General features: G+C 62.3%; 20 protein-coding genes, 1 pseudogene and 1 riboswitch. Of the genes and pseudogenes, 10 read left to right on the top strand and 11 right to left on the bottom strand.

The window, feature by feature from the left end:
* Positions 1-65 precede the first annotated feature (65 nt).
* A complete protein-coding gene (locus PVZ78_RS14355; RefSeq protein WP_101283488.1) occupies positions 66-1,340 on the bottom strand; it encodes a uracil-xanthine permease family protein in 1,275 nt (424 codons plus the stop codon).
* Between the two features lie 2 nt (positions 1,341-1,342).
* The gene (upp, locus tag PVZ78_RS14360; RefSeq protein ID WP_007928379.1) at positions 1,343-1,981 is read right to left on the bottom strand and encodes a uracil phosphoribosyltransferase; all 639 of its coding nucleotides are present in this window, start codon (positions 1,979-1,981) and stop codon (positions 1,343-1,345) included.
* A gap of 166 nt (positions 1,982-2,147) precedes the next feature.
* On the opposite strand from upp, the gene PVZ78_RS14365 reads away from it, so the two are divergent.
* The 4 genes from PVZ78_RS14365 (at position 2,148) to PVZ78_RS14380 (ending at position 4,189) form a co-directional block, all read left to right on the top strand.
* Complete coding sequence (locus PVZ78_RS14365) at positions 2,148-2,705, top strand: hypoxanthine-guanine phosphoribosyltransferase (protein ID WP_007928381.1); 558 nt, start codon at positions 2,148-2,150, stop codon at positions 2,703-2,705.
* A gap of 3 nt (positions 2,706-2,708) precedes the next feature.
* A complete protein-coding gene (locus PVZ78_RS14370; protein WP_063432944.1) occupies positions 2,709-3,182 on the top strand; it encodes a WbuC family cupin fold metalloprotein in 474 nt (157 codons plus the stop codon).
* A 170-nt stretch (positions 3,183-3,352) separates the two neighbouring features.
* Positions 3,353-3,838, top strand: coding sequence for a hypothetical protein (locus PVZ78_RS14375; RefSeq protein WP_038635049.1), 486 nt, complete (start codon positions 3,353-3,355; stop codon positions 3,836-3,838).
* A 63-nt stretch (positions 3,839-3,901) separates the two neighbouring features.
* The gene (locus PVZ78_RS14380) at positions 3,902-4,189 is read left to right on the top strand and encodes a PA4642 family protein (protein WP_007928384.1); all 288 of its coding nucleotides are present in this window, start codon (positions 3,902-3,904) and stop codon (positions 4,187-4,189) included.
* 91 nt (positions 4,190-4,280) lie between these two features.
* Here PVZ78_RS14380 and mqo read toward each other — a convergent pair whose 3' ends face one another.
* Together mqo and PVZ78_RS14390 are read right to left on the bottom strand one after the other, a co-directional pair.
* A complete protein-coding gene (gene mqo, locus PVZ78_RS14385; protein ID WP_009050773.1) occupies positions 4,281-5,792 on the bottom strand; it encodes a malate dehydrogenase (quinone) in 1,512 nt (503 codons plus the stop codon).
* A 732-nt stretch (positions 5,793-6,524) separates the two neighbouring features.
* Positions 6,525-6,758, bottom strand: a complete 234-nt coding sequence (locus PVZ78_RS14390) for a hypothetical protein (protein WP_009050772.1) — start codon at positions 6,756-6,758, stop codon at positions 6,525-6,527.
* A gap of 206 nt (positions 6,759-6,964) precedes the next feature.
* Here PVZ78_RS14390 and PVZ78_RS14395 point away from each other — a divergent pair, with 206 nt between their 5' ends.
* Entirely contained in the window at positions 6,965-7,549 is a 585-nt protein-coding gene (locus tag PVZ78_RS14395; RefSeq protein ID WP_009050771.1) for a YajG family lipoprotein, read from the top strand.
* Positions 7,550-7,689: 140 nt separating this feature from the next.
* On the opposite strand, the gene PVZ78_RS14400 is transcribed toward PVZ78_RS14395, so the two are convergent.
* Positions 7,690-7,896 carry a hypothetical protein gene (locus tag PVZ78_RS14400; protein ID WP_009050770.1) on the bottom strand — a complete coding sequence of 69 codons (207 nt, stop codon included), beginning with the start codon at positions 7,894-7,896 and terminating at the stop codon, positions 7,690-7,692.
* 187 nt (positions 7,897-8,083) lie between these two features.
* Between PVZ78_RS14400 and PVZ78_RS14405 the strand changes: the two genes are divergently transcribed.
* Positions 8,084-8,374, top strand: coding sequence for a hypothetical protein (locus PVZ78_RS14405; RefSeq protein ID WP_009050769.1), 291 nt, complete (start codon positions 8,084-8,086; stop codon positions 8,372-8,374).
* A 116-nt stretch (positions 8,375-8,490) separates the two neighbouring features.
* Here the strand turns inward: PVZ78_RS14405 and PVZ78_RS14410 are convergent, their stop codons facing one another.
* Positions 8,491-9,660: a 1-acyl-sn-glycerol-3-phosphate acyltransferase gene (locus PVZ78_RS14410; protein ID WP_036985434.1), complete on the bottom strand. Its 1,170-nt coding sequence runs from the start codon at positions 9,658-9,660 to the stop codon at positions 8,491-8,493.
* A gap of 139 nt (positions 9,661-9,799) precedes the next feature.
* On the opposite strand from PVZ78_RS14410, the gene PVZ78_RS14415 reads away from it, so the two are divergent.
* From PVZ78_RS14415 to PVZ78_RS14425, 3 genes are read left to right on the top strand one after another with little or no spacing between them, the layout of a single operon-like run.
* A complete protein-coding gene (locus PVZ78_RS14415) occupies positions 9,800-9,982 on the top strand; it encodes a CPXCG motif-containing cysteine-rich protein (protein ID WP_009050767.1) in 183 nt (60 codons plus the stop codon).
* Positions 9,983-9,991: 9 nt separating this feature from the next.
* Positions 9,992-10,252: a putative signal transducing protein gene (locus tag PVZ78_RS14420; protein ID WP_009050766.1), complete on the top strand. Its 261-nt coding sequence runs from the start codon at positions 9,992-9,994 to the stop codon at positions 10,250-10,252.
* Positions 10,253-10,286: 34 nt separating this feature from the next.
* The gene (locus tag PVZ78_RS14425; protein ID WP_016703569.1) at positions 10,287-10,907 is read left to right on the top strand and encodes an SOS response-associated peptidase; all 621 of its coding nucleotides are present in this window, start codon (positions 10,287-10,289) and stop codon (positions 10,905-10,907) included.
* 225 nt (positions 10,908-11,132) lie between these two features.
* Here PVZ78_RS14425 and PVZ78_RS31810 read toward each other — a convergent pair whose 3' ends face one another.
* Both PVZ78_RS31810 and PVZ78_RS31815 read right to left on the bottom strand, forming a co-directional pair.
* Positions 11,133-11,975 carry a methyl-accepting chemotaxis protein gene (locus tag PVZ78_RS31810; RefSeq protein WP_371356879.1) on the bottom strand — a complete coding sequence of 281 codons (843 nt, stop codon included), beginning with the start codon at positions 11,973-11,975 and terminating at the stop codon, positions 11,133-11,135.
* A gap of 12 nt (positions 11,976-11,987) precedes the next feature.
* Positions 11,988-13,376, bottom strand: a pseudogene (locus PVZ78_RS31815) (HAMP domain-containing protein); the annotation flags it as partial.
* A 168-nt stretch (positions 13,377-13,544) separates the two neighbouring features.
* On the opposite strand from PVZ78_RS31815, the gene PVZ78_RS14435 reads away from it, so the two are divergent.
* The gene (locus PVZ78_RS14435; protein WP_009050763.1) at positions 13,545-14,360 is read left to right on the top strand and encodes a M48 family metallopeptidase; all 816 of its coding nucleotides are present in this window, start codon (positions 13,545-13,547) and stop codon (positions 14,358-14,360) included.
* A 125-nt stretch (positions 14,361-14,485) separates the two neighbouring features.
* Here PVZ78_RS14435 and PVZ78_RS14440 read toward each other — a convergent pair whose 3' ends face one another.
* The 3 genes from PVZ78_RS14440 to PVZ78_RS14450 all read right to left on the bottom strand — a co-directional run bounded on the left by PVZ78_RS14440 (position 14,486) and on the right by PVZ78_RS14450 (position 17,331).
* Positions 14,486-15,070 (bottom strand): TMEM165/GDT1 family protein, encoded by a 585-nt coding sequence (locus PVZ78_RS14440; RefSeq protein ID WP_009045541.1) that lies wholly within the window; start codon positions 15,068-15,070, stop codon positions 14,486-14,488.
* Between the two features lie 88 nt (positions 15,071-15,158).
* Positions 15,159-15,282: riboswitch (yybP-ykoY riboswitch) on the bottom strand.
* Positions 15,283-15,333: 51 nt separating this feature from the next.
* A complete protein-coding gene (locus PVZ78_RS14445) occupies positions 15,334-16,332 on the bottom strand; it encodes a class I SAM-dependent methyltransferase (RefSeq protein WP_038635041.1) in 999 nt (332 codons plus the stop codon).
* Positions 16,333-16,365: 33 nt separating this feature from the next.
* Entirely contained in the window at positions 16,366-17,331 is a 966-nt protein-coding gene (locus PVZ78_RS14450) for a 2-hydroxyacid dehydrogenase (protein WP_273828868.1), read from the bottom strand.
* Positions 17,332-17,340: the final 9 nt, after the last annotated feature.

Genomic DNA, 17,340 nt, shown 5'->3' on the forward strand with positions numbered 1-17,340 from the left:
CTACGGTCAATACCGTCTATAGGAGCGAGGCTTGCCCGCGATAGGTTTCCGGTTGACGCAGATCCTCAGATCAGCGGTTCGTCAGCCCTCTTGTTCTTCCAGCTATCGTTGCCCGGCAGGATCAGGTTCAGCGCAATCGCGACGATGGCGCACAGGGCGATCCCTTTCAGGCCGAAGTCGTCCGGTCCGGTACCGGTACCGATCAATACCCCGCCAATCCCGAACACCAGAGTCACCGAGACAATCACCAGGTTGCGGGCTTCGCCCAGGTCGATCTTGTGACGGATCAGGGTGTTCATGCCCACCGCTGCGATCGAGCCGAACAACAGGCAGAGAATCCCGCCCATCACCGGTACCGGAATGCTTTGCAGCAGTGCGCCGAACTTGCCGATAAACGCCAGGCTGATGGCGAAGATCGCCGCCCAGGTCATGATTTTCGGGTTGTAGTTCTTGGTCAGCATTACCGCGCCGGTCACTTCGGCGTAGGTGGTATTGGGCGGACCGCCGAACAGGCCGGCGGCGGTGGTGGCGATGCCGTCACCGAACAGGGTGCGATGCAGGCCAGGATTCTTCAGGTAGTCGCGACCGGTCACGCTGCCGACCGCGATCACCCCGCCGATGTGCTCGATGGCGGGTGCCAGGGCCACAGGGACGATGAACAGGATCGCCTGCCAGTTGAACTCCGGCGCGGTGAAGTGCGGCAGGGCCAGCCAGGGCGCCGCAGCGATCTTCGCGGTATCGACCACACCGAAGTAGAACGACAGGGCAAAGCCCACCAGCACGCCGGAGATGATCGGCACCAGGCGGAAGATGCCTTTGCCGAACACCGCGACGATCAGGGTGGTCAGCAGCGCCGGCATCGAGATCATCATTGCCGTCTGGTAATGGATCAGCTCGCTGCCGTCGCCGGCCTTGCCCATCGCCATGTTGGCGGCGATCGGCGCCATGGCCAGGCCGATGGAAATGATCACCGGACCGATCACCACCGGCGGCAGCAGCCGGTCGATGAAACCGGTGCCCTTGATCTTCACCGCCAGGCCCAGGAAGGTATAAACGAAACCGGCCGCCATCACGCCGCCCATGGTCGCGGCCAGGCCGAACTGGCCCTTGGCGAGAATGATCGGGGTGATGAAGGCAAAGCTGGAGGCCAGGAATACCGGCACCTGGCGCCCGGTCACGAGCTGGAACAACAGAGTCCCGAGACCCGCCGTGAACAGCGCCACGTTGGGGTCGAGACCGGTAATCAGCGGCATCAACACCAACGCGCCAAAGGCCACGAAGAGCATCTGCGCGCCAGACAGCACCTGGCGCCAGAGCGGATCGTTGAACTCATCCTGCATGCTCAGGCGTCCTTCTGCTTGGTGCCGAAGATCTTGTCGCCGGCATCGCCCAGGCCCGGGATGATGTAGCCGTGCTCGTTGAGTTTCTGATCGATGGAAGCGGTGTAGATGGTCACGTCCGGGTGAGCTTTCTCGACGGCTTCGATGCCTTCGGGAGCGGCGACCAGCACCATGGCGCGGATGTCCTTGCAGCCAGCCTTTTTCAACAGGTCGATGGTCGCGACCATGGAGCTGCCGGTGGCGAGCATCGGGTCGATGATCATGGCCAGGCGCTCGTCGATTTCCGGAACCAGTTTTTCCAGGTAGGTGTGCGCCTGCAGGGTTTCCTCGTTGCGGGCTACGCCCACGGCGCTGACCTTGGCGCCCGGGATCAGGCTGAGCACGCCTTCGAGCATGCCGATACCGGCGCGCAGGATAGGTACCACGGTAATCTTCTTGCCGGCGATCTTCTCGACCTGGACAGGGCCGCACCAACCCGGAATTTCATAGGATTCGAGTGGCAGGTCCTTGGTGGCTTCGTACGTCAGCAGGGCACCGACTTCCTGAGCGAGCTCGCGGAAGTTCTTCGTGCTAATGTCGGCGCGGCGCATAAGGCCAAGTTTGTGTCGGATCAGCGGATGGCGGATCTCACGGATGGGCATAGGGAAAGGCTCCGGCGGCGGGCAAAAAAACCGGCCTAGATTAATCTATCCGAGGGTGTTGTCCTATAGACATCTAAGTACGTTAGTCCAGAAACGCTTGATTCGACCGGGCCGGATGCGTACCTTTGCTCGCTTTTCCGAAACTGCCACCCCCCTGGAGAGCGCCATGTCCGCTGATCTCGAGCATATCCGTCAAATCATGCGCGAGGCTGACTGCCTGTACACCGAAGCTGAGGTCGAGGCGGCCATCGCCCGAGTCGGTGCACAAATCAATGAACAACTGGCGGAACGCAATCCGGTGGTTTTCTGCGTGATGAACGGTGGCCTGATCTTCTCCGGCAAGCTACTGACTCACCTCAAATTCCCGCTGGAAGCTTCCTACCTGCACGCCACCCGCTATCGCAACGAAACCAGCGGCGGCGAGCTGTTCTGGAAATCCAAGCCGGAAGTGTCCTTCATCGACCGTGACGTGCTGATCATCGACGACATCCTCGACGAAGGTCATACCCTGGGCGCGATCATCGACTTCTGCAAACACGCCGGTGCCCGTGCGGTGCACACCGCCGTGCTGATCGACAAGGACCACGACCGCAAGGCCCGTCCCGACCTGAAAGCCGACTACGTTGGCCTGCCATGCGTGGATCGCTACATCTTCGGTTACGGCATGGACTACAAGGGTTACTGGCGTAACGCTGCCGGCATCTTTGCCGTCAAGGGCATGTGAATCATGAGCGGGCCGAGCTTTCTGGATCAGTCGCTGTTTGCCGAACTGGCCGAAAAAGCCTCGGCCAGCCCCCGTGGTCGCCACCACCACAACTTCCATCAGATGCAAGAGCCTTGTCACCGCATGGCGGTGGGGCTGCAGCCCTCCACCTACATCCCGCCCCATCGCCACCTGAGCGACGACAAGGCCGAGACCCTGCTGGTGCTCAAGGGGCGCCTGGGCCTGCTGATTTTCGACGACGCCGGTCAAGTGCTGGGCAAGCGGGTGCTGCAAGCGGGTGGGGATTGCATGGGCGTCGACCTGCCGGTCGGCGTCTACCACGGCCTGGTGGTGCTTGAGCCCGATAGCCTGATGTTCGAATGCAAGGCCGGGCCTTATCGTCCGGTCGGCGAAGGCGAACTGGCCGCTTGGGCGCCCCGCGAAGGCGAGCCGGGTGTGGCCGAATACCAGGCCTGGATGCGCGCCCAGTTCGACTGAGCACCGTCCTCGCGCCTGTAGCCGCTGCCGCAGGCTGCGATCGAGCGGCACGCTCGTAGCGATCTCAAGGATGTCAGAGGTCCTGCGGACCTATCGCAGCCTGCGGCAGCGGCTACAGGGTGGAAAGGACAACCCATGCTAGAGTGCATCACTCTTGCCTGGAGTCCCTCATGAGCCTTTTGATTCGCAGTTGCGCGGCCTTTTTTCTGATCCTGAGCCTGCCCCTGGCCGCCGCCCCTGCGCCCATGCACGCGCAGTTCCTGCCTCCCGATGACCTGACCCTGCGTGATGCCGCCCCCGAGCAGCAACAGTTGTTGCAGGTCACCGAGTACTCGGTGGTCATCGGCAGCCAGCGCCAATCCAACCAGCAACCGATCCCGGTGACCTCGCCGCTGCTGGTCCGCCTCAAGGGCAAGCCGCTGAACAAGGGCGCGACCATCAGCCAGGTGCTGGTGAACTTCGACGGCGAGAGCAAAAGCCTGAAAAAGCCGCAGTTCGACGACAAGACCAAGACCCTCACCCTGTTCTACCCGCTGGCCCAGTATCGGGTGGTGATGGACCTGCTGCGCAACGACACGGTGTATTGCCAGTTCCTCAGCTACGCCAACGGCCACATCTGGGCCGATCTGCACACCGGCGCGGTACGCTCGCGTTGAGGCCCGACGCGGCCTGGGGGTAAACTGCCTGCCCCGTGAAATGTCTGCGAGCTGGAGTCGGCAATGCGTAAAGATAAGAAACAAGTGATTGGTGACGAGATCGGCGATGCGCAGATCAAACTGTTCCTCGATTTCGAGCCGGCCGACGCCACTTCGCCGTCCCTGCACAAGCTGATCAAGGCCTATCGTGGCCTGCGTATCGACGATTTCGAACGTTTCCTGGTGTTCTTCGTCGAGGCCGGCTACGACCTGGATGGCAAGGACGAACATGGCAAGGACTTCGTGGCCCTGATCCAGGACCAGCGCAACGCCGCCGATTACATCGAACTGATCGAAAAAGCCCGCGGCTGAAAACGCGCTGCGCCGGCCGTGGTTGTCTTTAAGCGGCCATAAAAAAACGCCCCGTTCTCCAAGAGAGCGGGGCGTTTTTCATGAGCGCGGCTTAAGCGTAGCTTTCGGCTTCGCTGCTCTGCTCGACCAGCTCCAGGCTGACGTTGTTCTCGCTGTTGATCTTGCGATACAGCGTAGCGTCGGTTTCCAGGGCCTTTTCACGGGCCGGGAAGATTTCCTTGAGCTTGCTGGCCCACTCACCGGTCGCCTTGGCCGGGAAGCAGCGCTCGATCAGTTCGAGCATGATCGAGACAGTCACCGAAGCGCCTGGCGAAGCGCCAAGCAGCGCGGCGAGAGAGCCGTCCTTGGCTGCGACCAGCTCGGTGCCGAACTGCAGCACGCCGCCTTTCTTCGGATCTTTCTTGATGATCTGCACCCGCTGGCCGGCCACTTCCAGGCGCCAGTCTTCGGCTTTGGCTTCAGGGTAGAAGCGACGCAGGGATTCCAGGCGCTGCTCCATGGACTGCATCACTTCGCTGACCAGGTACTTGGTCAGGTCCATGTTGTCGCGAGCCACCGCCAGCATCGGGCCGATGTTGCCGGCGCGAACCGACATCGGCAGGTCCATGAAAGAACCGTGCTTGAGGAACTTGGTGGTGAAGCCGGCGTAAGGTCCGAACAGCAGGGACTTCTTGCCATCGACCACACGGGTGTCCAGGTGCGGCACGGACATGGGTGGCGAACCTACGGCCGCCTGGCTGTAGACCTTGGCCTGGTGCCGCTTGACCACTTCCGGGTTGTCGCAACGCAGCCACTGGCCGCTGACCGGGAAGCCGCCGAAGCCTTTGCTCTCCTCGATGCCCGAAGCCTGCAGCAGCGGCAGCGCCGCGCCGCCAGCGCCGAGGAACACGAACTTGGCATCGACGTCGCGGCTGTTGCCGCTGTTGACGTCCTTGATGCTCACGGTCCAGCCGTTGTCCTTGTTGCGTTTCAGGCCGGTCACGCGCTTGCAGTACTTGACCTGGGCATCGGGTGCGCTGGTCAGGTGCTTGAGCAACTGGTTGGTCAGGGCGCCGAAGTTGACGTCGGTGCCATTGATCACGCGGGTGGCGGCGATGACTTCGTCAGCCGGGCGGCCAGGCATCATCAGCGGCATCCACTCGGCCATCTTGGCCTTGTCCTCGGTGTATTCCATGTCCGCGAAAGCGTGGTGCTTGCTCAGCACTTCATAGCGCTTCTTCAGGAAGGACACGCCGTTCTCGCCCTGGACGAAGCTCAGGTGCGGCACCGGGCTGATAAAGGACTTGGACGAGCCGAAGGTGCCTTTCTTGGTCAGATAGGACCAGAACTGCTTCGACACCTCGAACTGGGTGTTGATGTGCACGGCTTTCTTGATATCGATGGAACCGTCGGCGGCCTGTGGCGTGTAGTTCAACTCACAAAGGCCGGCATGGCCGGTACCGGCGTTGTTCCACGGGTTGGAACTTTCCGCGGCACCCGAATCCATCAGCTCGACGACTTCCAGCTTGATCGCGGGGTCGAGTTCTTTGAGCAGTACAGCGAGGGTGGCACTCATGATGCCGGCCCCAACCAATACGACGTCTACTGCTTCGTTATGCGCCATTAACGCGTCTCCAAAATCTGCAGCACCAAATTGACGGCATAGCTGCCAGGAGTAGGGGGCGGTTCACGTTATGCCCCAGGTCACTCATGGCCAGGATCGCCATGTCCGAATCTTCGCAATTTTTCGCAACTTCGACGGACGCTACCAACCAGGCCTGATCCGCGTATGAACGCATTTCAGGGCAGGGCGGGCAATTCGACTTATGGTCAAGAGTCCGTTTGTGCAACCAAATCCGTAGCGGACAGGCTTCAAGCGCAAGTATCTGAGGCGTGCTCGGTCCTGTGTAATCGGGCTGTTGTAGACGCTAATGGTGCCAGTACAGACGCAAAACTATTCATTTGCTCGCCACACTCTTGTGAAGTTGTGAAAACCCGTTTTTTCACGCTCTTTTGAAGACGTGAACCTCAAAAAAGGGCTGTCCAAGCCTGGCACCGGCCCGAGGGGTGAATGCCGACATGGAACACGTGGCATTAACGGGCGAACAGCTCAGTGGCCGAGCAATGGCAGCTCTGCAGATGCGCGAAAAGCGGTGGTTTGCAAGATGAACAGCAAGCACGCCGGCTTCACTCGATCTGTGTGGGCGGCTCTCTGTGGGCAATGCGGGGGAGCTGATGCTGATGCGTCAGCGATGCTGCGAGGCCCGATCAGGAGACGTCCTTATAATCGGGGGGAGATTGTAACGAAGAAACGCGCAGAAATGATCCTGTTTAATGACTTTTATTAGGCTTTTGGTCAGGTAGCCATCATCGGTTGTACCCGGGCGCGGGCAATGCGTGGGCTGACACGGGCGCTGGCGGGGAGCGGCTGGTGCAACCAGTTGAGACGGACTTCCTCGATTTCCACCCAGCCGTCGCCCATTGGCGGCACTTTGCAGTGCTTGAACGCCTGGCACCGGCCCTGTGGGTCGAGCTTGGCGAAGCTGCGGTATTTCTGGCGCGGAGCGAACAAGGACCAGAGGAAATGCATGGCGATGTACCTGTTGGGCAGTTGCGATGAAGAATGCCGCCTGGGCGTTACATGGCCATGTAACGCTCGTGACGGGGAGGTTACAGCAAGCGCCTGGCACCGAACCTGTATGAGAGCTGACTGACTCGCGCCGGGCCGCTGGTTAGCGGCCGCCGACCCCCGCTATACTGCGCGCCTGTCTGTGCCTGATTTCTGGAGAAATGAGCATGTTGCAACGCCTGTTGTTCGGTTTGATCACTGTGACCAGTTTGACGCTGGCTGGTTGCGCCCATAGCCCGCAACAACTCAGCCCGGAACCGAAGCTCACCACTCAGCTCGCGCCGGTCGGCCATGGCCAGCCGGTGGTGGTGAAAGTGGTCGACGGCCGTCCGTCGCCGACCCTGGGTACCCGTGGCGGGCTTTACCCTGAAACCAGCGCGATTACCGTCCAGGGCGCGCAGATCCTGCCGAAGCTGCAGGCCCAGGCCGAAGCTGCGGTACGCCTGCTGGGCTTTACCCCGACCGCCAACGCGCTGAATGCCCCACAGCTGACTGTGACCCTGACCGAGCTGAAGTATCAGTCGCCCAAGGAAGGCCTGTACGTGACTGAGGCCACCATCGGTGCGACCTTCCGCTCCGATGTGCAGAACGCCAACCGCCGCTACAGCGGTCGTTACGGCGCGTCCCTGGACCAGCGTTTCGGCATGGCGCCGAACCAGGAAACCAATACCAAGCTGGTCAGCGACGTACTCAGCGATGCCCTGACCCGCCTGTTCAAGGACCCGAGCATCGGCCAGATCCTCGGTGAATGATGTGAACCTGTAGCCGCTGTCGCAGGTTGCGATAAGGCCCGAAGGGCCTTGCTTGACGGCTTCGGCGCGGTACACAAAAAAGCCCGGCTTCCACAGAAGCCGGGCTTTTTATTGGCTGTCGATTTGTTTCGAGCCTGGCCTCACGCCGCCTCGACGTAAAAATCCAGCACGCTGACCCCTGTCAGCAGATCGGTTTCCGGAAGGTCCGCATGCTGGTGCCCGCCGAGGGCGCAATACACCAGCCAGTGGCGGTCCTGGACGTTGAAGGCCAGGCCACCGACCAAGGCTTCCTGTTCGTCGCTGGGGGCGATCAGGTAGAGGCGATCCTGGTTTTCTGCGTGCAGCATGACAAGCTCCGTGTCGGTTTCGAGGGGCGCCAGACTGGCCTGTTTGTATGACGAACGTATGACAGGGCGAATTAACCGGCCAACGGGTTGTTATCTGTCGGAAAGCCCAGGCAGAAAGTGGGCCTTTGGGTAAAATCCGCGCCGCGAGCCGCCAGGGCTCGTTATCCGGTTTCATTCGAGGTTCGTGATGTCGCTGCAACTGATCTGGTCGCTGTTCAGCGCCCACCCCGCCAAGCTGATCAATATTCTTGCCTTGCTGTTCGCCTTTCCCGGCAGCTGGTTGTTGCACGCCACCCGACGTCGCGAGCAGCGCGCACTGGCCAATCTGGCCGCCCAGGGCCAATCCCGTTCCCAAGAACCGCTACCGGCGCAGACGTTGGATGATGCGACCTTGCGCATGAACCGGTTCTTCTACCGTTTCGGTTTTGCCTGCCTGGGGCTGGCGTTGCTGGTGTCGTGGATCAGCACCCGGTTCTGATGTGGCCCGCAGATCGCTATCGCGAGCAAGCTCGCTCCTACAAGGGGCGTTACTCGCAATCAACGTGCAGAAACGACAACGGCGCCCGAAGGCGCCGTTGTCGTGTGCGGTGAGCGTTATGGCAAGGCCAGTCCCGCCTTGACCCGATACTGATTGCGCACCGGCGTCGCATATTGCAGCACCAGGTACGGGCGATGCTCCTCCGGGCAGGCGTCCAGGCGCCGTTGCCACTCTTCCTGGGCCTTGGCCAGTTCGTCCGCCGGGAACACCTGGGCCGCGCTCGGAACCTGCAGTTCCGGATCGGCATCGCTCCACTGAGCGTAAGCCAGGTAATGCACCGGGAACAGGCGATAGCCGCCGAGGATCTGCCGGTCCATCTCCACCGCCAATTGCTTGGTGTCCTCGAACAACTCGCTGATCGGCGCGGCGAAGTTCACGTGGACCCGGCCTTTATAGCCGGTGATGCCCTTGGCGATGCTGATATCGTCCTCGCCCGGAGCCTTGGTATAGCTGCCGGTGGTGGCGCGGATATACAGCTCGCGGGCCTTGGCCTGATCGCAAGGGTCGTATTCGTAGCTGATCGATACCGGGGTCAGGTTCAGCGACTGGATGACCTCGCCGAACGGCTCGTCCTTGCGGCTCATGTGGAACATCTTGAGGATCGCCGACTCGGTACGGTCATCGCCGTCCTTGGCCCGGCCTTCGGCCTGGGCGATCCAGATCGACGCGCAATCGTTGCGGATCGAGTGGTTGATGTAGGCCGACAGCAGTTGGTAGGCGGCCATCTTTTCCCGGCGTCCGGTGATCGAACGGTGCACGATGAAGCTCTTGTTCAGACGCATCAGGTCGCTGACGAAAGGCTTCTGCAGCAGGTTGTCGCCGATGGCGATGCGCGGGGTCGGCAATCCGGCGTGGTACACCGCGTAATTGACGAAGGCCGGGTCCATCACGATGTCGCGGTGGTTGGCGATGAACAGGTAGGCGCTGCCGGACTTGAATTGCTCGACCCCGGTGTAGGTCACGCCGTCGGTGGCCCGCTCGATGGTGTGGTCGACGTAGAACTCGACCTTGTCCTGCAGGGTCGCCACCGAAGTGACCGCGGCGAACTCACGACGCAACCGATGAGCTATAAGGGGTTTGAGCAGCCAGCCGAAAGCGCCGGCAAAGCGCGGGAAGCGGAAGTGGGTGAGGATATCTAGAAACGCCTTGTCGCCGAGCAGTCGAGCCAGCACCGCTGGTACTTCACTGTCGTCGTAAGGTCGGATGGCATCGAATTCGCCCATCATGCTCTCTTGTTGGAAACGGCTAGGTAAGAAAAGGTTTGGATCGAAAAATAGCCGGGCGCGGTCTGAAAAGTAAGCTCAGATCTCAATAGCCCTGCAAATAGACCGGCGATTATACGCACAAGTCACTCCGGAGGCCGCGATGCTGGAAACCGAACGCTATCAATGTCCCTACTGCGGTGAAGAGGCCGAGGCCGTGCTGGACCTGTCCGGCGGCGATCAGCAGTACATCGAGGATTGTCCGGTCTGTTGCCGGCCCATTGTGTTCACGTTGCAGACCGACGGTGAGGAATGGATGCTCGAGGTGCACAGCGAAAACGAGTGAGGGGGTTATATGCAGCGAGTCTACGAACCGGAAAACCTGCTGGAAGGGGAATTGCTCCAGGGCATGCTGGCCAGCGAGGGGATCGAAGCGCATCTGGTGGGGCGGGATTTGCTCGGCGGCACCGGTGAGTTGCCGGCGTTCGGCCTGCTTGGGCTGGCGGTGGATAACGACCAGGCGCAATACGCCCGGGAGCTGATCGCTGCGTACAATGCCGCGCTGCCGATGCCCGGCGACGAGCCGGCCAATCATGCTGGCGTGCTGATCTGTTAGGCTGGCCGCCGATTTTCCGAGAGTTGTTTGCCCCATGTGTGGACGTTATGCCCTGTTTCGCTGGAACCAAGCGTTTGCCGCCTTGCCCGGATTTCCGGCGGATCAGCAGGCGCAGTGGAATATCTCGCCCAACGATTCGGTGCTGATCCTGCGCAGCAGCGATGGCCAGCGCAACCTCGCCCGCGCCCGCTGGGGCCTGACGCCGCCCTGGCTGACCGATCTGTCGCGCACCCCGGCCCATGCCCGTGCCGAAACCCTGGCCGAACAGCCGATGTTTCGCGAAGCCTTTCGCCAGCGCCGCTGCCTGTTGCCGGCCAACGGTTTTTACGAATGGCGCGGCGGCACCCGTAAACGCCCGTACTGGCTGACGCCAGGGGAGGGTTCGTCGCTGTTCTTCGCGGCGATCTGGGAAGCCTATCCGGTGCAGGAACAGGTCTGGCTGAGCACCGCGGTGGTCACCCAGCCGGCGGCCAGCCAGCGTCGGCCATTGATCCTCGATGCCCAGGGCCAGGAAGCCTGGCTCGACCCACAGACGCCATTGCCGGTGTTGCAAGCCTTGCTGGCCAGCCCACCGGCCGCCTTGCGCGAGCGGGTGCTGGCCAACCTGGTGAACGATCCGAAGCTCAATGCCCCGGAATGCCTGACCCCGGGTTGACGCCGTCCTGTGGCTCCAACCCGGAATCGTGTGGCCTGAATCAGCGAGCGCTTCGCACGGAGTGCCGCCCAGCTCGATCGCAGCCTGCGGCAGCGGCTACAGAGTCGGTGCCGGGCTCTTGAGTCGCGCCGCAATCCCTGTAGCCGCTGCCGAAGGCTGCGCAAGGTCCGCAAGACCTTGAGCGTTAGTACGGGCCACGCCTGCTTTGCGGCCGGTCGCAGCGGCTTACACCTTGAACTGATTGATCAGGCGCCGCTGCTGCTCGGCCAGCTTGGTCAGGCCGGCGCTGGCCGCGCTGGACTCGTCGGCGCCGCCCGCCACTTCGTTGGCCACCTGGCCGATATTGATCACGTTGCGGTTGATGTCCTCGGCGACGGCGCTCTGCTCTTCGGCGGCGCTGGCGATCTGGGTGTTCATGTCGTTGATCACCGACACCGCCTGAGTGATGGTTTCCAGGGCCTCGGCCGCTTTCGCCGCGTGCTGCACGCTTTCGTCGGTGCGGTTCTGGCTGTCTTCCATGACCCGTACCACATCGCGGGTGCCTTGCTGCAACTGCTGGATCATCGACTGGATTTCTTCGGTCGCCTGCTGGGTCTTCTGCGCCAGGTTGCGCACTTCGTCGGCCACCACGGCAAAGCCGCGGCCCTGTTCGCCGGCGCGGGCGGCTTCGATGGCGGCGTTGAGGGCCAGCAGGTTGGTCTGCTCGGCGATGCCGCGAATGGCGATCAGGATCGCGTTGATGTTCTCGCTGTCCTTGGCCAGGGTCTGCACGACGCCCACCGCCCTGCCGATTTCCACGGCGAGGGCGCCAATGGCGGTCGAGGTGTCGCGCACGATCCGCATGCCCTGGCTGGCGGCCTGGTCGGCATGGTTGGCGGCTTGCGCGGCCTGGGTCGCATTGCGGGCCACGTCCTGGGCGGTGGCAGTCATTTCATGCACCGCGGTGGCCACCTGGTCGATCTCGGCCATCTGCTTGTGCACGCCCTGGTTGGTGCGAATGGCGATATCGGCGGTGTGTTCGGAGGAGTCGCTGACACTCTGCACCGAGGTCACCACCTGGCTGATCATCGCCTGCAGCTTGGCCAGGAAGGTATTGAAGCCCTTGGCGATCGAGCCCAGTTCGTCGGCGCGGTCGCTGCTCAGGCGGCGGGTCAGGTCGCCTTCGCCCTGGGCGATATCGTCGAGCATGGCCACCATCTGCTTGAGCGGACGGGCGATGCCGTGGCCCACCAGCCAGATCACCAGCAGGCCGAGGCCGGCGATGATCAGGCCGACCATGGCCATGCCGAGGGTGTCGGCCTGGCGTTGTTCGGCCAGGTCGTTTTGCAGTTTCTGCAGGTCGGCCATGACGGCGTCCAGCGGCAGTTGCAGCATCAGGGTCCAGCGGGCGTCGGTCTGGCCAATGCCGAACGGCAGGTACAGCTCGATCCGCCCGTGGGCCTGGTCGACGTTGTAGTTCACTTCGCCGCGCTTGAGGTTGCCGAGCTTGGCGACTTCTTCGCTGTCGAGAATGTCGCTGACCTTTTCGCCGAACTTGCTCGGGTCCTTGGTGTAGGCCACCAGCCGGCCATTACCACCGATCAGGGCCATCTCGCCCACACCGTTGTAGAGTTTCTGGTTGGCGCCCAGGAGCATGTCCTGGATGAAGTTCACCGACAGGTCGGCGCCGACGATGCCCTGGAAGGCCCCGTCGAGCAGGATGGGTTCAATAAAGGAGGCAAGCATGACGATCTTGTCGCCGACCTTGTACGGCGCCGGATCGATCACGCAGGATTTCCTGCTTTCCTTGGAGCACAGGTAGTACTCGCTGGCGCGTACGCCGGTGGACAGGACTTTCTGGTCGTCCACGTCCACCAGTTTGTCCAGGCCCAGGCTGCCATCTTCGTTGCGGAACCACCACGGCAGGAAGCGCCCGTTGCTGGCATCGATACCCACTACCTTGGTGTCGACATAGGCGCTGTCGTTATGGTCGATGGCGTTCTTTTCCCAGCCTATATAGGCACCGAGAATCTTCGGGTTCTGTGCGACGTTTTCCTTGATCAGGCTGATCAGCTGTTCGCGGCTGAGATTGAGCTGTGGATTGCCGTCCGCGCCCTTGCTGCCGATCAGCGCGTTGACCCGCACCAGCCCGCCGGCGATCAGCAGGGGCGCCTCGAGTTCACGCTGGATCTGGCTGACCTGGGTCTGTGCCAGTCCGACCAGCCGCTGTTCGATGACTTGCTCGAATTGAGCCTGGGTTCGCTGTTGCACCATCTCCTGGGTCCGGGCACCGGCGAACAGGGCGTACAGCACCAGGGCAACGACCACGCTGAGGACGATGGCACCGGCCAGGGCGGCCACGGAAAACTGGATCGACTTGAATTTCATAAGGGCTCCGGACGCAGGAATGACGTCTGCCCCGCTGTATCGGCAAGGCCCTCGCCGACCATGAGCGAGGATCGGAAAAATGACTGTTTTGTAGGCTGACATGTCGCAAATGGACAGCTGCCGGGCGTTGTCGGGCGCGGCGGGGAGGGTTCTGTGAATTTTTTCCTACGCTGCCCTGTAGCTGAAAACAGCGTGCTACACGTCCGTTGTATCTGGCGTCGATACACAACTGCGCCTAGGATACGCGCCATGTTTTCAGGGAGCGTTCTCATGAGTAAGAAGCAGGTTTTGGGTGCACTCACCGCTGCGTTGCTGCTGTCGGGTTGCCAGTCGGTCAACACCACCAGCGGCGGCGCTGTCGGCGTCGATCGCAAGCAGTACATGTTCAGCATGCTGTCGAGCGATGAGGTCAACCAGTCCTACGCGCAGTCCTATCAGCAGAAGATCGGCGAAGCGAACAGCAAGAACGTGCTGGACAAGTCCAGCGCCAATGCCAAGCGCATCCAGGCGATCGCCAACCGGCTGATTGCCCAGGCCCCGGTTTTCCGTCCGGATTCCGCGCAGTGGAACTGGGAAGTCAACCTGATCAAGAGCGATGAACTCAACGCCAACTGCGGCCCTGGCGGCAAGATCATTTTCTACAGCGGCCTGATCGACAAGCTGCAACTGACCGACGATGAAATCGCCGCGGTCATGGGCCATGAAATCGCCCACGCCTTGCGCGAGCACGGTCGTGAAGCGATGTCCAAGGCCTACGGGGTCAGTGCGCTGAAGCAGATCGCCCTGATCGCCGGCGCGCCGCAGGAAGCGGTCGCCGTGGGCGACAACGGGGTCAACCTGTTGATGACCCTGCCCAACAGCCGCGGCAATGAAAACGAAGCCGACCTGATCGGCCTGGAACTGGCGGCCCGCGCCGGCTACAACCCGAACGCGGCCATCACCCTGTGGAACAAGATGAGCAAGGCCTCGGAAGGCGCGCCACCTGAATTCCTCAGTACTCACCCGGCGTCCGGCAGTCGTATTTCCTCGTTGGAAGCGGCGATTCCGAAGGTGATGCCGTTGTACCAGCAGGCCAAGAGGCCCTGATCGTCAGGCGTCGTTGTTGACGACAGTGTTGTGAACAAGCCGGCCTCTGCAAAAAAAGCCCCGACTGGTTCGGGGCTTTTTTGTGCTCGCAGGTTTGCCTGGAGGCGTGCCTGCTGATGGGGCGCTTACAACCAGCCGCTGCTCTGCATGGCCTTGTACACCGCGACAATGGCCAGGATGAAGAACGCCGAGGCTGCGAGGCGACGGATCAGGGTCAGGGGCAGTTTCTCCGCCGCGAAGTTGCCGGCCAGTACCACCGGGACGTTGGCGATCAGCATGCCGGCCGTGGTGCCGATGATCACCAGCCACAGTTCCGGGTATTGCGCCGCGAGCATGACGGTGGCGATCTGGGTCTTGTCGCCGATTTCAGCGAGGAAGAATGCGATCAGCGTGGTCAGGAAGGGGCCGAACTTGCGGGCGGTGCTGGCTTCGTCGTCGTCCATCTTGTCTGGCACCAGGGTCCAGAGCGCGGTCGCGGTAAAGCTCGCGGCGAGGATCCAGTGCAAGGTCGCATCCGAGAAGAAGCTGCCGAACCAGGCGCCTACCGCACCGGCTGCCGCATGGTTGGCCAGGGTCGCGGCGACGATGCCGGCGATGATCGGCCAGGGTTTGCGAAAGCGCGCGGCGAGAATGAGGGCAAGCAGTTGCGTCTTGTCGCCGATTTCGGCCAAGGCAACGATCGCTGTGGGAACCAGTAGAGAATCCAGCATCAGGGCATTCCTAAGGGGCGGGTCGACACGGCTATGACACGTACAGCCTTCCCGCCCCGGGTAAGGTGTGCGTGTCATAGGTCTTGTCAAACCCTGCGGTCCGTCTGTGCGGACTCTTGGGTCGCATGCGCCATGATCTGAGGATCAAGTATGTTGACGCATGCCGGGCGAGCGTGGCGCTCGCGGGAGACTACTCCCCTAGGACGGAGCGGATTCTGCCTAGGCAAAATCCATTCGGCAAGCGTTCTTTTGCAAAAAGGTTTTCAGCTGCGCTTGGCGCTGTAGATGCGAAAACCCTGGCCTTCGGCCTTGATCGAACAAGGGCCGAGATGCTCTTCGATCAGCGGTTGGTAACGCAGGAAGCTGTTGGCTACCAGCCGGAGTTCGCCACCTGTTTTCAGATGTTTGGCTGCTTTTCGCAGCAGGTTTTCTGTCGCCTGGTAGTCCGTGTGGACCCCGACGTGGAATGGTGGATTGGTCAGGATGGTGTTCAAACCCATGGGCGCGGCATCGATGCCGTCACCGGTCAGGACTTCGGCTTCCAGGCCATTGGCGGCCAGGGTCAGGCGACTGCTGGCAGCGGCGAAGGCGTCGACGTCGAGCAGGGTCACGCTGTTATGCGGGTAGCGCCGTTTGATCGCCGCGCCCAGGACCCCGGCGCCGCAACCGAAATCCAGCAGGTGGCCGCTGGGCAGTTTGTCCAGGTGTTCCAGCAACAGGGCGCTGCCGCGATCCAGGCGACCATGGCTGAACACCCCCGGCAGGCTGACCACTTTCAGCGGTCCTTCGACCAGCGGCAGTTCATATTCCTGGGCCAGGCTTTCCAGGCTGACGGCTTGCGGCGCGTTGTCGACCGTCACTTGCCATAGCTGGCAGTGCCGCGCGCTGTCGAGCTTGCGCGGTTTGCCGAAGGGGTTGAGCTGCTTGGCCGCGCGTTCGATGCCGCTGCGTTTTTCCCCGACCAGGTACAGCTCGCGCCCGGCCAGGCGCGAGGCGAGGGCGTTGAGCAGGTAGTCGGTCAGTTCCTTGGACTTGGGCAGGAACAGCACGGCGTTGGCAAAGGCTTGCTCGGGGGCGGTCACGCCGAAGTGGCTGCGTCCGCTGAAGCGCGCATCCAGCGCGGCCTGGTCACCAGCATGCCAGCACCAGCCATGGGCGGCTGGCAGGCGGCCGAGCAGGTCATCGGCGGGCAGGCCGGCCAGCAGCAGCGAGCCTTGAAACAAGTCAGCCTGACGAAGCAGTACTTCACTGCGCGGATCCATAATCTGCTCCTGGGAAAAAAGTGGCGCAGTTTATCAACTGACGACCCGCAGCGCTGTACCGCTGAAAAACGCCTGGGCGTTTTCCGCCAGCTGGCCGACGATGCGCTGCCGGGCTTCACGGCTGCCCCAGGCGTTGTGTGGGGTCACGATCAACCGTGGGATGTCATGGGCCAGCAGCGGGTTGCCCGTGGTCGGCGGCTCGGCGCTCAACACGTCGGTGGCCGCGCCGCCCAGATGACCGCTGCGCAGGGCGTCGGCCAGGGCTTGCTCGTCGATCAGGCCGCCACGGGCGGTGTTGACCACGAAGGCCTGGGGCTTGAGCAGGGCCAGCTCCCGGGCGCCGATAAAGTGCCGGGTGTGTTCGTTGAGCGGGCAGTGCAAGGTCAGCGCATCGACCTGCGGCAGCAGTTCATCCAGCGGCAGACGATCAGGACGGGCCGGACGACCGGGAATCTGCCCCAGCAACACGCGCATGCCGAAGGCTTCGGCCAGGCGAGCGACTGCGCCACCCAGCTCGCCATGGCCCAGCAGGCCCAGGGTCTTGCCTTGCAGCTCGACGATCGGGAAGTCCAGCAGGCAGAACTGCCGCGCCTGCTGCCAGCGGCCGTCACTGACCGCCTGGCGGTAATCGTCGAAGCGGGTGGCGAGGTTGAGCAGCAGCATGAGGGTGTGCTGGGCCACCGATGGCGTGCCGTAGCCCTGGCAGTTGGCGACTGTGATGCCTTGGGCGCGGGCGGCGGCCAGGTCGACATTGTTGGTGCCGGTGGCGGCCACCAGGATCAGTTTCAGTTCGGGGCAGGCGGCCAGGGTTTCGGCGTTGAGCAGCACTTTGTTGCTGATCGCCACCTGGGCTCCCTGCAGGCGCTCGACCACTTGTTCGGGGTTGGTCCGGTCATGCAATTGCAGTTCGCCGAAGCTGTGGCGCAGCGCGCCGAGGTCGAGGTCGCCGAGGTCCAGGGAGCTGTGGTCGAGGAAGACGGCGCGGCGATTGTTAGTCATCAACTGTAC

This window comes from Pseudomonas sp. SBT1-2 (assembly GCF_028640875.1).
Lineage (GTDB): Bacteria > Pseudomonadota > Gammaproteobacteria > Pseudomonadales > Pseudomonadaceae > Aquipseudomonas > Aquipseudomonas chlororaphis_I.

Coding starts and splice junctions, on each gene's coding strand:
- PVZ78_RS14355 (WP_101283488.1), bottom strand. CDS start 1,340: ATGCAGGATGAGTTCAACGATCCGCTCTGGCGCCAGGTGCTGTCTGGC.
- upp (WP_007928379.1), bottom strand. CDS start 1,981: ATGCCCATCCGTGAGATCCGCCATCCGCTGATCCGACACAAACTTGGC.
- PVZ78_RS14365 (WP_007928381.1), top strand. CDS start 2,148: ATGTCCGCTGATCTCGAGCATATCCGTCAAATCATGCGCGAGGCTGAC.
- PVZ78_RS14370 (WP_063432944.1), top strand. CDS start 2,709: ATGAGCGGGCCGAGCTTTCTGGATCAGTCGCTGTTTGCCGAACTGGCC.
- PVZ78_RS14375 (WP_038635049.1), top strand. CDS start 3,353: ATGAGCCTTTTGATTCGCAGTTGCGCGGCCTTTTTTCTGATCCTGAGC.
- PVZ78_RS14380 (WP_007928384.1), top strand. CDS start 3,902: ATGCGTAAAGATAAGAAACAAGTGATTGGTGACGAGATCGGCGATGCG.
- mqo (WP_009050773.1), bottom strand. CDS start 5,792: ATGGCGCATAACGAAGCAGTAGACGTCGTATTGGTTGGGGCCGGCATC.
- PVZ78_RS14390 (WP_009050772.1), bottom strand. CDS start 6,758: ATGCATTTCCTCTGGTCCTTGTTCGCTCCGCGCCAGAAATACCGCAGC.
- PVZ78_RS14395 (WP_009050771.1), top strand. CDS start 6,965: ATGTTGCAACGCCTGTTGTTCGGTTTGATCACTGTGACCAGTTTGACG.
- PVZ78_RS14400 (WP_009050770.1), bottom strand. CDS start 7,896: ATGCTGCACGCAGAAAACCAGGATCGCCTCTACCTGATCGCCCCCAGC.
- PVZ78_RS14405 (WP_009050769.1), top strand. CDS start 8,084: ATGTCGCTGCAACTGATCTGGTCGCTGTTCAGCGCCCACCCCGCCAAG.
- PVZ78_RS14410 (WP_036985434.1), bottom strand. CDS start 9,660: ATGATGGGCGAATTCGATGCCATCCGACCTTACGACGACAGTGAAGTA.
- PVZ78_RS14415 (WP_009050767.1), top strand. CDS start 9,800: ATGCTGGAAACCGAACGCTATCAATGTCCCTACTGCGGTGAAGAGGCC.
- PVZ78_RS14420 (WP_009050766.1), top strand. CDS start 9,992: ATGCAGCGAGTCTACGAACCGGAAAACCTGCTGGAAGGGGAATTGCTC.
- PVZ78_RS14425 (WP_016703569.1), top strand. CDS start 10,287: ATGTGTGGACGTTATGCCCTGTTTCGCTGGAACCAAGCGTTTGCCGCC.
- PVZ78_RS31810 (WP_371356879.1), bottom strand. CDS start 11,975: ATGATCAGCCAGGTGGTGACCTCGGTGCAGAGTGTCAGCGACTCCTCC.
- PVZ78_RS14435 (WP_009050763.1), top strand. CDS start 13,545: ATGAGTAAGAAGCAGGTTTTGGGTGCACTCACCGCTGCGTTGCTGCTG.
- PVZ78_RS14440 (WP_009045541.1), bottom strand. CDS start 15,070: ATGCTGGATTCTCTACTGGTTCCCACAGCGATCGTTGCCTTGGCCGAA.
- PVZ78_RS14445 (WP_038635041.1), bottom strand. CDS start 16,332: ATGGATCCGCGCAGTGAAGTACTGCTTCGTCAGGCTGACTTGTTTCAA.
- PVZ78_RS14450 (WP_273828868.1), bottom strand. CDS start 17,331: ATGACTAACAATCGCCGCGCCGTCTTCCTCGACCACAGCTCCCTGGAC.